Origin of the sequence: Pararhizobium sp. O133 (assembly GCF_051669845.1) — a bacterium.
Taxonomy (GTDB): Bacteria; Pseudomonadota; Alphaproteobacteria; order Rhizobiales; family Rhizobiaceae; genus Pararhizobium.
Genome location: NZ_CP196427.1, coordinates 15326 through 27636, shown reverse-complemented (window position 1 = coordinate 27636; position 12311 = coordinate 15326). Strand labels below are relative to the sequence as shown.

Below are 12311 nucleotides of genomic sequence, written 5' to 3'. Positions count from 1 at the left end.
GAGGTATCCCATGGACCAGAAGAACCAGTTCCTTTCTGCCCCGACCGCAGCGCGCGCCTTCGGCTTTTTTGTCGACGGAGAGTGGAAGGATGGCGCGGAGCACTTCGAGCGTAGCTCGCCGGGTCATGGTACACCAGTCACGCGCACGGTTCGCTGCACGGTCGATGACCTGAATTGCGCCGTCGCTGCAGCCCGCCGCGCCTTCGAGGATCGCCGCTGGGCTGGCCTTTCTGGCGCCGCGCGCGGAAGCGTCCTGCTGCGCGTCGCCGAAATCCTGCGGCGTCGCCGTGACGAAATCGCCTATTGGGAAGCGCTGGAAAACGGCAAGCCGATTTCGCAGGCGCGGGGCGAGATCGATCATTGCATCGCCTGTTTCGAAGTCGGCGCCGGTGCGGCCCGCATGCTGCATGGCGACAGCTTCAATTCGCTTGGCGACGATCTCTTCGGCATGGTGCTGCGCGAGCCGATCGGCGTCGTCGGCCTCATCACGCCCTGGAACTTTCCCTTCCTGATCCTCTGCGAGCGCGTGCCCTTCATCCTCGCCTCGGGTTGCACGATGGTCGTGAAACCCTCCGAAGTCACCGCCGCGACGACATTGCTGCTTGCCGAAGTGCTGGCCGAAGCGGGCCTGCCGGCAGGCGTCTATAACGTTGTCACCGGCTCCGGCCGCACGATCGGCCAGGCGCTGTCCGAACACCCGGACGTCGACATGCTGTCCTTCACGGGCTCGACGACCGTCGGTCGCTCCTGCGTCCACGCGGCAGCCGACAGCAATTTCAAGAAGCTCGGCCTGGAGCTTGGCGGCAAGAACCCGATCATCGTCTTCGCCGATTCCGATCTTGAAGACGCCGCCGATGGCGCGGCCTTCGGCATCAGCTTCAACACTGGACAGTGCTGCGTTTCTTCTTCGCGCCTGATCGTCGAGCGTTCCGTTGCCGAGACGTTCGAAAAGCTGCTCGTCGAAAAGATGAAGAAGATCCGCGTCGGCGATCCGCTTGATGAGCGCACACAGGTCGGCGCCATCACCACCGAAGCACAGAACGCCACGATTCTCGACTACATCGCCCAGGGCAAGGCCGCGGGCGCCAAGCTGCTTACCGGTGGTGAAGCGATCGATCTCGGCCGCGGCCAGTACATCGCGCCAACACTGTTCTCCAGTGTTTCCCGCGACATGGCGATTGCCCGAGACGAGATTTTTGGCCCCGTCCTATGCTCCATGCATTTCGATACGGTGGAAGAAGCCATCCAGCTCGCCAATGATACCGTCTATGGACTTGCGGCGAGCGTCTGGACGAAGAATATCGACAAGGCGCTGACGGTGAGCCGCCGGGTGCGTGCCGGGCGCTTCTGGGTCAACACGATCATGGCGGGTGGTCCTGAAATGCCGCTTGGCGGGTTCAAGCAGTCCGGTTGGGGCCGCGAGGCCGGCATGTATGGGGTGGAGGAGTATACGCAGGTGAAGTCCGTTCATGTCGAGATCGGCAAGCGCAATCATTGGATCGCATGATGTCCGCCGGCTATGACTATGTGATCGTCGGCGGCGGCACCTCCGGCTGCGTGCTGGCGGCGCGGCTTTCGGAAAATCCGTCCGCCCGGGTCTGCCTCGTCGAGGCGGGCGGGCGCGACACCAATCCGCTCATCCACATGCCCGTCGGCTTCGCCAAGATGACGACGGGGCCGTTGACCTGGGGCCTGAAGACCGCGCCGCAGAAACACGCCAACAACCGCGAGATCCTGTACGCGCAGGCCAAGGTGCTCGGTGGCGGCTCGTCGATCAATGCCGAGGTTTTCACCCGCGGCGTGCCCGGCGATTACGACCGCTGGGTCGAGGAGGGCGCCGAGGGCTGGGGCTTCAAGGACATCCAGAAGTATTTCCTGCGTTCGGAGGGCAATTCGATCCTCTCCGGCGCCTGGCATGGCACGGACGGCCCGCTCGGCGTCTCGAACATTCCCGAGCCGCAGCGCATGACGCGCGCCTTCGTGCAGAGCTGCCAGGAGTTCGGCATTCCCTACAATCCGGACTTCAACGGTCCGGTGCAGGAGGGCGCCGGGGTCTACCAGACGACGACGCGCAACAATCGGCGCTGCTCGGCGGCTGTCGGTTACCTCCGGCCGGTCCTGAAACGTCCGAACTTGACGGTCATCACGGGTGCGCTTGTGCTTCGCGTCGTCTTCGAAGGGCGCCGGGCTGTTGGCGTCGAATATGAAGTCGGCGGCAATCGCACGGTCGCACGGGCGGAAAGCGAAGTGCTCCTCACTTCCGGTGCCATCGGTACGCCGAAGCTCATGATGCTCTCGGGCATCGGGCCGGCGGATGCGCTGAGACACCACGGCATCGATATCGTGCAGGACATGGCCGGTGTCGGGCAGAACCTGCAGGACCACTTTGGTGTCGACATCGTCGCGGAGTTGAAGAACCACGACAGTCTCGACAAGTACAACAAGCTGCACTGGTCGATCTGGGCGGGTATTCAGTACACGCTGTTCAACTCCGGTCCTATCACGTCAAACGTTGTGGAGGGTGGTGCATTCTGGTACGGCGACAAGACAAACCCGACGCCGGACCTGCAGTTCCATTTCCTGGCAGGCGCAGGAGCGGAAGCCGGCGTTCCCGGCGTGCCGAAGGGCTCGTCCGGCATCACGCTGAATTCCTACACGCTGCGGCCGAAGTCCCGCGGGACCGTGAGCCTGCGCTCGGCCGATCCGCGCGCCCTGCCGGTCATCGATCCGAACTTCCTTGCCGATCCCGACGACGTAAAAATCTCGGTTGAGGGTGTGAAGATCAGCCAGGAAATTTTTGCTCAAGCCTCGCTGCAAAAATACATCAAGGCGCTGCATTTCCCCGATCGCAATGTGCGGACGGAAGCGGACTACGTGGCCTATGCGCGCCAGTACGGCCGCACCTCCTATCACCCGACCTGCACCTGCAAGATGGGGCGTGACGAGATGTCGGTGGTCGATCCGCAGCTGCGGGTGTATGGCCTCGATGGCATCCGCATCTGCGACAGTTCTACGATGCCGAGCCTCGTCGGCTCCAACACCAATGCGGCGACGATCATGATCGGGGAAAAGGCATCGGACTTGATCCGCGGCAATGCCTGATCGATCGGTAGCCTGCAAATGAGTAGGGCGGCCTTGCGGCCGCCCTTTTTTCGTTAATCCCATTCGGGAACCCAGGGCAGCTGCCCCGGCTTGATGATGCGGTAGCCGGTGGCGTTCAAGGCGTCGATCCTGTCCATGTCGATGGACGACAACGTGAAATCCATGATGTCGAAGTTTGCCCGGATGTTTTCCGGTTTCGTGGACATCGTGTTCAACGGCACGCCCTTCTGCAAAATCCAGCGCAGCACGACCTGCGCGGCCGACTTGCCGTAGGTTTTGCCGATCTCGGCAAAGAGGCCGTGCTTGAACACTTCACCCCGGGCGATCGACGCATAGGACGAAAGCGGAGTGCCCGTCTCCGATGCGGCGGCGAGAAGTTTTTGCTGGTTGACCAGCGGATGAAACTCCACCTGGTTGGTGACGAGCGGTCCATCGACCACGGTGCGTGCCACATGCATCATGCGGGCCGTGTAGTTCGAGACGCCGATAGTGTCTGCAAAGCCGCGGTCCTTGGCCGTCTGCAACAGGCGCAGGGACGGTGCCACGTCGCCACCGACGGGCGGCCAATGCAGCAGAAGTGCATCGACGCGATCGACCTGCAGCGCCTTCAGGCTGGCCTCAACCGAGGGCAGGAACTTCTCCTGCGAATAGTTGTCGGGGTGGACCTTCGTGGTGATGCAGAGGTCTTTGCGTGCGACGCCGCAGGCGGCGAGTGCCGCACCTGTTTCGACCTCGTTGCCGTACATTTGCGCTGTGTCGAACGCCCGGTATCCGGCATCGATTGCGGCATCGATAGCGTTTCTGAGGTCGTCCGTTTTGAGCGGATAGGTGCCGAACCCCCGCTGAAAACTTTTCTGGAAATAGATGTTCATGCCTCCTCCTTTGCGGGCTGATGTGCCGGCGTCGCGATTGCCATTCAACGCGAAAATCTCACTTGCCGGATTGTCCTGGCTGTGATTAATGTATAACTAGTTAGTTACTTAATGCAATCGGGAACGGAGATTTCGGCGATGAAGAAGGTGAAGACTGCACAGGAGGCTGCCCAGCTCGTCAGGGACGGAGCCGTCGTTGCCGTCAACTCTTCCTCCGGCCTTTGCTGCCCAGACGCGGTGCTGAAGGCGCTCGGGGAGCGCTTCGACAACGAGGGCCATCCGCGTGGCCTTACCTCCATCCACCCGATTGCCGCCGGCGACTTTTTCGGCACGCGCGGTGTCGATCACATCGCCAAGCCGAGCATGCTGGTGAAGATCATCGGCGGTTCCTATCCCTCCGGGCCGAGCAATGCCGAGCCGCCGCTCATCTGGCAGATGATCCTCAAGGAGGAACTAGCCGCCTGGAATGTACCCTCCGGCATCGTCTTCGACATGCTGCGGGAAGGGGCGGCCAAGCGCCCCGGCGTGCTGACCAAGGTCGGCATGGAAACCTTCGTCGATCCCGATCAGGACGGCTGCGCGATGAATGCCAGCGCGCGCGCCGCGCCGCTCGTCAAGCGTGTTGCCTTCGAGGGCGAGGACTGGCTGCATTTCCCGGCGATCCGTCCCGATGTCGCGATCATCCGCGCAACGACCGCAGACGAAAAGGGTAACCTCACCTTCGAACAGGAGGGCGCGACCCTCGGTGCGATGGAAATGGCGCTCGCGGCGCGCAATTCCGGCGGCCTCGTCATCGCGCAGGTCAAGCGCGTGGCGGCGAGCGGAACATTGCGCCCGCATGACGTGCGTGTGCCTGGCATCCTCGTCGACGTCATCGTCGAGGCGCCCGACCAGTTGCAGACGACGGCAACGCCCTACGACCCGGCGATCTCGGGCGAACTCTTCCGTCCGCTGGAAACGTTCCGCCTGCCCGCGCTGGATGTCGGCAAGGTCATCGCCCGCCGCGTGACGCAGGAACTGAAGGCCGACTGGGCCGTCAATATCGGCTTCGGCATTTCGGCCAATGTGCCGCGCATCCTCATCGAGGAAGGGTTGCATGGCAAAGTCACCTGGGTGATCGAGCAGGGGGCCGTCGGCGGCGTGCCGCTGCTCGATTTCAAGTTCGGTTGCGCCTCCAATGCCGAGGCCTTCGTCGCCTCGCCGCACCAGTTCTGTTATTTCCAGGCGGGCGGCTTCGACTGCTCGCTCCTGTCCTTCCTGGAAATCGATGCCGAAGGTTCGGTCAATGTCAGCCGCCTCGCGGCAACGCCGCATCGCACGGCGGGCGCCGGCGGCTTCGTGGACATCACCTCGCGCGCAAAAAAGATCGTCTTCTCGGGCAATTTCAATGCCGGCGCGAAAATGCATGTCGAGGATGGCCGCCTGGTGATCGACAAGGAGGGCCGCATCGCAAAATTCGTGCCGAAGGTCGATCAGGTCAGTTTCTCCGGCAAGCGCGCCCGTGCGCAGGGGCAGGAGATCACCTATGTGACCGAGCGCTGCGTGATCCAACTCGAAGCCGACGGACTTGTCGTGACGGAGATCGCGCCCGGCCTTGATCTCCAGCGCGATGTTCTTGATCAGGCCGCGGCGCCGTTGCGGGTCTCGAAGACGCTCAAGGTGATGGAAGATGCGCTGTTTCGCGCCGAAACCATGGGGCTGACGCTGTGAGCGATCCGCGCGTCGGGCTATCCATCGACAGCCAGGTTGCACGGATCACCTTGCGTCGTCCGGAAAAGCTGAACGCGATCGACGAGGATATGATCGACGCCCTGCTGCAGGCGTGCCGCGCCATCGAACGTTCGGATGCCCGGGTCGCAATCCTTGCCGGCGAGGGCGGAAAATCCTTCTGTGCGGGCGGTGATATCGAGGCATGGAGCAGTCTCGACGCGGATACCTTCTCGCGCCGCTGGTTGCGCGACGGGCATGGCGCTTTCGACGCATTGGCACGCCTCACGGTTCCTCTGATCGCGGTGCTGAACGGTCATGCACTCGGTGGCGGGCTGGAGCTTGCCGCTTGCGCGGACCTGCGCATCGCCGAGGCTCATGTGAAGATCGGCCAGCCGGAGTCCGGCCTTGGCATCATCCCCGGCTGGTCCGGTACGCAGCGTGCTTCACGCCGCTTTGGCACGCAACTCGTTCGCCGCATGGCGCTTTTCGGCGAGGTTTATGCGGCGCAGGAGGCGCTTGCGCTGGGCCTCGTCGATCAGGTCGTGGCGACGGGTGAGGGTGCTGCTGCCGCAGACGCTGCTGCGGCGCGCGTGCTGAAACGCTCTCCACGGGCGACCGAGCTGACGAAGATGCTGATCAACGCCGCCGAGGGCGAGGAAAGCGAACGGGTCGTCGAGGCTCTGGCCGGGGCCGTGGCGGCTGCATCAGAGGATCTGACGGAAGGGCTTGCTGCCTACAGGCAGAAGCGGCCCGCCCATTTCGGCAAGTAGCCCGGTTCGACACCCTGATATCCATGGCGGTCTCATGAAGCCCGAAGACAAAGACTTCCTCGCAGAGCTTTTTCGTGCCGCGGTCCAGGCTGCGGATCCGGAAAAAGCCGTGAGTGCATACCTGCCGGCCCGGCCCAAGGGGCGGACCGTCGTGATTGGCGCCGGCAAAGGCGCTGTACAGCTTGCGGTAGCCTTCGAAAAGCTGTGGGAGGGGCCGCTGGAAGGTGTTGTGGTGACGCGCTACGGCTATGCCGCGCCCTGCCGGCGCATCCGTGTGCTCGAGGCGGCTCATCCTGTACCCGATGCGGCGGGGCTTGCGGCATCGCAGGCACTTTTCGACGCTGTAAAAGGGCTTACCGAGGACGATCTCGTCGTCGCGCTGATATGTGGCGGCGGCTCCGCGCTTCTTCCCGCTCCGCCCGGCAATCTGACGCTGGAGGATGAGGCTGCGCTGAACAGCGCACTCCTGGCAAGCGGCACGCCGATTTCCGTCATGAACGTCCTTCGAAAGCAGGTCTCCGGCATCAAGGGCGGGCGGCTTGCTGCGGCCTGTCATCCTGCGAAGGTCGTAACGCTCGTCGTCTCCGATGTCCCGGGCGACGATCCGGCGCAGGTCGCAAGCGGGCCGACGGTGCCGGATGCGAGTGACCGTGAAGAGGCACGCGCGCTGATCAAGACATGGGGCATCAAGCTGCCCGAGCGGATCGAGGCGTGGCTCGGTGGACAGGAGGGGGCGCCGCCGTCGCCGGATGACCCGGTCTTTGCCGCTCATGAGGTTCATGTCGTCGCTTCCGCCCACCTCTCCCTGGAGGCTGCCGCACAACGGGCGGAAGCCCTTGGCGTGCCTGCCGTCATCTTGTCGGATTGCATCGAGGGCGAGGCGCGCGACGTCGGGCGCGTTCATGCCGCGATTGCGCGTGAAGTCGCCAGTCGCGGTCGCCCATTTTCGCGACCGGTCGTTATCCTCTCAGGCGGGGAGACGACGGTGACTGTCAGGGGGCGTGGCAAGGGCGGACGCAACACGGAGTTCCTGCTGTCGCTTGCGCTCGCAGGCGAGGGCGTTCCCTTCACGGCGCTTGCTGCCGACACGGATGGTATCGACGGCTCGGAGGACAATGCGGGTGCCTTTGCCGATGGCGCCAGCATGAGGCGTTTGCGCGAGTTGGGGACGGATCCCTCAGCTCTGCTCGCCGGCAACGACGCCTGGACGGCATTTGACCGTTTGGGCGACCTGTTCGTGCCCGGCCCGACAGGAACCAACGTCAATGACTTCAGGGCAATCCTGATCCGCTAAAATTGCCCGCGCCGCCTTAGAGCATCGTTCCCTTAATACGCCCCATTCTGCTGGAAGGAATTTTGGCCAGAACCAAGGCGGCTGGCGAAAAGCGCAGCAAAAGCTGCGGTTGAGACGGCCACCGCCGGTCGTGGCCAAAATTCATCCAGCCCTTCGGGTTGGCTGAAAACGGCCGCCCACTGCGGCGGATGGCTGGACCGATGGATGTCGCATCGCTCTGCGCCATCCTTCTTGTGGATCGGCCGTTTTGAGCCAACAGAATGAGTCGTATTAAGGGAACGATGCTCTAGCAGCGCGGGCGGGCGCGGGTTCACGCCGGAACGGGCGCATCCTCGCGCAACAGGCCCTTTTTCTTCAGATCCGCCCAGAAATCGGATGGGATCGGATGGGCGAACCACGCAAGGTTCTGGTCCAGCTGTTCGATCGTGCGCGTGCCTGCCATGAAGGAGGGGACGGCGGGGTGGGCTACGACGAACTGCAAGGCCGCTGCCGCAAGCGGCACGCCATGTTCTACGCAGACAGCCTCGATCCTCGCGACCTTTTCCATGATCTCCCGTGGTGCGGGAGCATAGTTGTACTTCGCGCCGTCCTTGGCACCCGTGGCAAGGATTCCCGAGTTGAAGCCACCGCCGATGACCACTGCCGCACCGCGCGCTTCGCAGAGCGGCAGGAAGGTGTCCAGCGCTTCCTGTTCGAGCAGGGTATAGCGCCCGGCCAGCAGGAAGCAGTCGAAATCGTGGCGTAGAAGCGCTTCGTGGCAGACCTGCCATTCGTTGACGCCGACGCCGATCGCCTTCACCAGTTTTTCCGAACGCAGTTGCTCCAGCGCCCGCCAGGCGCCGTCCATCGCCTGCTCGAACACCTCCGGCTGTTCGCTCCCGCGCGTGAAAACGTCGATGTCGTGGATGAAGCACATATCCATCCGCTCGAGCCCAAGCCTCTGCAGGCTGTCCTCGAAGGCGCGCATCGTACCATCGTAGCTGTAGTCGAAATGCACCGTGAACGGCGCGGCATTCGTCCAGGGCGCGAAGTCGATCGTATCGCGCCGCGCCGGGCGCAGCAGGCGCCCGACCTTGGAGGCGAGCACGAAGTCGTCCCTGTTCTTCCAGCGCAGCGCGTGGCTGGTCCGCAGTTCGGCGAGGCCATGGCCATACATCGGGGCGGTGTCGAAGAATCGCACGCCAGCCTCCCAGGCGCGGGCGAACATTTCCTGCGACGTCTCCTCGTCTATCTCGCGAAAAATGTTGCCGAGTGGCGCGGTGCCGAAGCCGAAGGCGGTCACGTCGAGGTCCGTCCGACCGAATTTTCGCTTTTCTCCTGGGTGCATGTCGTCCTCCTTAAGTAACTGATTAGTGAATAATATGCACGGGGCCAAACGACTGTGCAAGCAACTACATTTGCGGCGCACGAATTTTTCCATCTTGACGTTCACCAGAGATCGAATGTATGTAACCAGATAGTTACTAGATGGGAGGCGAGGCAGATGTATCTCACCGAAACACAGGAGCAGGTGCGCGAGATGGCGCGCGCTTTTGCTGACGAAACGATCCGCCCTCTGGCCGAGGAACTCGACCGCGAGGAGCGCTTCCCCGCGGACCTCTACGAGGAGATGGCAAAACTCGGCCTCTTCGGCATCGGCGTGCCGGAAGCGCTCGGTGGGCCGGGTTTTGATACGCTCACCTATGCGCTTGTCATGGAAGAATTGAGCCGTGGTTATGCTTCTGTCGCCGACCAGTGCGGCCTGATCGAACTCATCTCGAGCCTCCTCGTGCGCCATGGCACGGAAAGCCAGCAGGCCCTGCTGCCTGAGGTCCTCGGCATGCGTTCGAAGGTTGCCTATTGCATCACCGAGCCGGAGGCGGGCACCGATGTTTCGGGCATCCGCACCACGGCAACACGCGACGGAACCGGCTGGCGGCTGAACGGCGGCAAGATCTGGATCCACAACGCACCGGTGGCCGACTACGGCTTCGTACTGGCGCGCACGGACAAGGAAGCCGGCAACCGCGGCATGTCGATCTTCATCGTCGACCTGCATTCGGCTGGCGTCGAGAGAGGGCCGAAGGAACACAAGATGGGACAGCGCGCCAGCCAGGTCGGCGCGCTGAACTTCACGGATGTGCGACTGTCGGCTGATGCCCTTCTCGGCACGGAAGGCCGCGGCTTCCACATGATGATGTCGGTGCTCGACAAGGGGCGTGTCGGCATTGCCTCGCTCGCGGTCGGCATCGCCCAGGCCGGCCTCGAGGCGGCGCTCGACTATGCCGGGACGCGCAAGCAGTTCGGCAAGGCGATTTCCGATTTCCAAGGCGTACAATGGCTGCTCGCCGACATGGCGAAGGACATCGAGGCAGCGCGCCTGCTCGTTCATTCCGCCGCCTCGAAGATCGACATTGGGGCGGATGCGACGAAAGCCTGCTCCATTGCCAAATGTTTCGCCGGCGACATGGCCGTGCAGCGCACCGCCGATGCCGTGCAGGTCTTTGGCGGCTCCGGCTACATCCGCGGCTTCGAGGTGGAGCGTCTCTATCGCGATGCGAAAATCACCCAGATCTATGAAGGCACCAACCAGATCCAGCGCATGATCATCGCGCGCGAACTCCTGAAAAAGGGCGCACGGGCATGAGCGCCGCGTCTGCCCGGCCGGCGGCACTCGTCACGGGCTCTTCGCGCGGCATCGGGCTTGCCGTTGCCGAGGCCTTGGCGCGGGAGGGCTTTGCGGTCGCGATCAACGCGCCGGTCGAGGATGCCGAACTTACTGCGGCCGTCGCACGCATCGCTGCCCATGGCGTTCCGGTGGTCGCTGCCCCGTTCGATGTTTCCGCGATCGGGGGGCATGATGCGGCGCTTGGTGCGGTCGAGGATAAACTCGGGCCGCTCACCACGCTGGTCAACAATGCCGGTGTCGGCGTGCTGAAGCGCGGCGACATGCTTGAGGTCTCGGAAGAGAGCTGGGACCGCTGCTTTGCCGTCAACACGAAGGCCCTGTTTTTCCTGAGCCAGGCCTTCGCCCGCCGCCTTCTTGCGCGCGCCCGGCCATCGCTCTTCCATTCGATCGTCAACGTCACCTCGTCGAATGCCGTCGCAGTAGCGGAGCAGCGTTCGGAATACTGTGCCTCGAAGGCCGCAGCCGCCATGGTTTCCAAGACGCTCGCCGTCCGGCTCGGGCGGGAGAACATCGCCGTCTATGACGTCCAGCCCGGCCTGATCGCCACCGAGATGACCGCGCCCGTCATCGAGGCTTATCGCGGTCGTGCAGCGCAGGGCCTCACGCTCTTCCCGCGCGTCGGTGAACCGGACGAGGTCGGCACGTTGATCGCATCGCTTGCGACCGGTCGGCTTCCCTACACAACCGGACTGTCGATCCCCGCCGATGCTGGCATGCTCGTCCCGCGCTTCTGAGATTACTTCCATGAAAATCGCTCTTCCCGATACCGCCGGCCGTCGCACAGATTATGCCCTGACCGGAACACCGATCGCGGCTGCGACGCTCGGTAAAGTCCCGGCGCGTGTGGTTTACTCTGCCGCGCATGTCGTCGCCGATCCCTTCACAGCGAGCGATCCCTCGGGCCGCGCCACGGTGGACTGGGCGAAGACGATGGAGTTTCGCCACTATCTCGCCGGCCTTGGCCTCGGCATTGCCGAGGCGATGGATACGGCGCAGCGCGGCATGGGCCTCGATTGGCCCGGTGCGCTCGAACTGATCCGCCGCACGCGCGAGGAGCTTCCGGATGCGCTCGTCGCCAACGGTTGTGGCACGGATCATCTCGACCCGGCGACGGTGACGAGCCTGGACGATGTGCGCCGGGCCTATCTGGAGCAGGCGGAAGCCATCCAGAAACTTGGTGGCCGCCTCATCCTCATGGCCTCCCGCGCCCTGGTGCGCGTCGCGAAGGGGCCGGAAGATTACGTCAAGGTCTACTCCGATGTGCTCGCCGCGTGCGACGAGCCGGTGATCCTGCATTGGCTCGGCGATATGTTCGATGCGCAGCTTGCCGGCTATTGGGGCAATGCGGCGTTTGAGCCCGCAATGCAGGCCGCGCTCGCGGTCATCGAAGCGAACACGGCGAAGGTCGACGGCATCAAGATTTCCCTCCTCGACAAGGAGAAGGAGATCGTCATGCGCCGCCGCCTCCCGGCCGGCGTGAAAATGTATACGGGCGATGACTTCAACTATCCCGAACTCATCGAAGGCGACAGCGAAGGGTTTTCGCATGCTCTGCTCGGCATTTTCGACCCGCTGGCTCCTGCCGCCGCCTATGCGGTGGAGCGCTTGGGCGAGGGCGACCCGACAGCTTTTCGCGCAACGCTCGATCCGACCGTACCGCTCGCCCGCCTGATTTTCCGCGCGCCCACGCAATACTACAAGACCGGCGTCGTCTTCCTTGCCTGGCTGAATGGATTCCAGGATCATTTCGTGATGCTGAACGGCGCCCAGGCCATGCGGCCGCTGCCCTACTTCATCGAGGTCTTCCGTCTTGCCGACCAGTGCGGCCTGTTGCGGAACCCGGAGCTTGCAATCGAGCGTATGAAGAAGCTGCTCGCCCTCTACGGCGCATGACG

Annotated in this window: 10 protein-coding genes; 8 read left to right on the top strand and 2 right to left on the bottom strand. The window is 63.5% G+C overall.

From position 1 onward, the window contains the following. Positions 1-10 precede the first annotated feature (10 nt). Entirely contained in the window at positions 11-1507 is a 1497-nt protein-coding gene (locus ACST81_RS22630) for an aldehyde dehydrogenase family protein (RefSeq protein WP_438754233.1), read from the top strand. Continuing rightward, entirely contained in the window at positions 1507-3102 is a 1596-nt protein-coding gene (locus ACST81_RS22625; RefSeq protein WP_438754596.1) for a GMC family oxidoreductase, read from the top strand. The genes ACST81_RS22630 and ACST81_RS22625 overlap by 1 nt, the downstream gene beginning before the upstream one ends. Positions 3103-3155: 53 nt before the next feature. Here ACST81_RS22625 and ACST81_RS22620 read toward each other — a convergent pair whose 3' ends face one another. Then, complete coding sequence (locus tag ACST81_RS22620; protein ID WP_438754231.1) at positions 3156-3974, bottom strand: aldo/keto reductase; 819 nt, start codon at positions 3972-3974, stop codon at positions 3156-3158. Between the two features lie 138 nt (positions 3975-4112). On the opposite strand from ACST81_RS22620, the gene ACST81_RS22615 reads away from it, so the two are divergent. Genes ACST81_RS22615 through ACST81_RS22605 form a run of 3 tightly spaced genes read left to right on the top strand, consistent with a single transcriptional unit; the run spans position 4113 to position 7748 of the window. Next, positions 4113-5684: an acyl CoA:acetate/3-ketoacid CoA transferase gene (locus ACST81_RS22615; protein ID WP_438754230.1), complete on the top strand. Its 1572-nt coding sequence runs from the start codon at positions 4113-4115 to the stop codon at positions 5682-5684. Next, a complete protein-coding gene (locus tag ACST81_RS22610; RefSeq protein ID WP_438754229.1) occupies positions 5681-6454 on the top strand; it encodes an enoyl-CoA hydratase/isomerase family protein in 774 nt (257 codons plus the stop codon). Before ACST81_RS22615 ends, ACST81_RS22610 begins: the two co-directional genes overlap by 4 nt. 34 nt (positions 6455-6488) lie before the next feature. After that, a complete protein-coding gene (locus ACST81_RS22605) occupies positions 6489-7748 on the top strand; it encodes a glycerate kinase type-2 family protein (RefSeq protein WP_438754228.1) in 1260 nt (419 codons plus the stop codon). Between the two features lie 310 nt (positions 7749-8058). Here ACST81_RS22605 and ACST81_RS22600 read toward each other — a convergent pair whose 3' ends face one another. Then, a complete protein-coding gene (locus tag ACST81_RS22600) occupies positions 8059-9075 on the bottom strand; it encodes an aldo/keto reductase (RefSeq protein WP_438754226.1) in 1017 nt (338 codons plus the stop codon). A 156-nt stretch (positions 9076-9231) separates the two neighbouring features. Here ACST81_RS22600 and ACST81_RS22595 point away from each other — a divergent pair, with 156 nt between their 5' ends. Genes ACST81_RS22595 through ACST81_RS22585 form a run of 3 tightly spaced genes read left to right on the top strand, consistent with a single transcriptional unit; the run spans position 9232 to position 12309 of the window. Beyond that, positions 9232-10374: an acyl-CoA dehydrogenase family protein gene (locus ACST81_RS22595; RefSeq protein ID WP_438754224.1), complete on the top strand. Its 1143-nt coding sequence runs from the start codon at positions 9232-9234 to the stop codon at positions 10372-10374. Continuing rightward, on the top strand, positions 10371-11150 hold the full coding sequence (locus ACST81_RS22590) for a 3-ketoacyl-ACP reductase (protein ID WP_438754223.1): 780 nt from the start codon (positions 10371-10373) through the stop codon (positions 11148-11150). Before ACST81_RS22595 ends, ACST81_RS22590 begins: the two co-directional genes overlap by 4 nt. 10 nt (positions 11151-11160) lie before the next feature. After that, a complete protein-coding gene (locus ACST81_RS22585; RefSeq protein WP_438754221.1) occupies positions 11161-12309 on the top strand; it encodes a dihydrodipicolinate synthase family protein in 1149 nt (382 codons plus the stop codon). The last annotated feature ends 2 nt before the right edge of the window (positions 12310-12311 follow it).

Coding starts and splice junctions, on each gene's coding strand:
- ACST81_RS22590 (WP_438754223.1), top strand. CDS start 10,371: ATGAGCGCCGCGTCTGCCCGGCCGGCGGCACTCGTCACGGGCTCTTCG.
- ACST81_RS22620 (WP_438754231.1), bottom strand. CDS start 3,974: ATGAACATCTATTTCCAGAAAAGTTTTCAGCGGGGGTTCGGCACCTAT.
- ACST81_RS22600 (WP_438754226.1), bottom strand. CDS start 9,075: ATGCACCCAGGAGAAAAGCGAAAATTCGGTCGGACGGACCTCGACGTG.
- ACST81_RS22595 (WP_438754224.1), top strand. CDS start 9,232: ATGTATCTCACCGAAACACAGGAGCAGGTGCGCGAGATGGCGCGCGCT.
- ACST81_RS22615 (WP_438754230.1), top strand. CDS start 4,113: ATGAAGAAGGTGAAGACTGCACAGGAGGCTGCCCAGCTCGTCAGGGAC.
- ACST81_RS22605 (WP_438754228.1), top strand. CDS start 6,489: ATGAAGCCCGAAGACAAAGACTTCCTCGCAGAGCTTTTTCGTGCCGCG.
- ACST81_RS22585 (WP_438754221.1), top strand. CDS start 11,161: ATGAAAATCGCTCTTCCCGATACCGCCGGCCGTCGCACAGATTATGCC.
- ACST81_RS22630 (WP_438754233.1), top strand. CDS start 11: ATGGACCAGAAGAACCAGTTCCTTTCTGCCCCGACCGCAGCGCGCGCC.
- ACST81_RS22625 (WP_438754596.1), top strand. CDS start 1,507: ATGTCCGCCGGCTATGACTATGTGATCGTCGGCGGCGGCACCTCCGGC.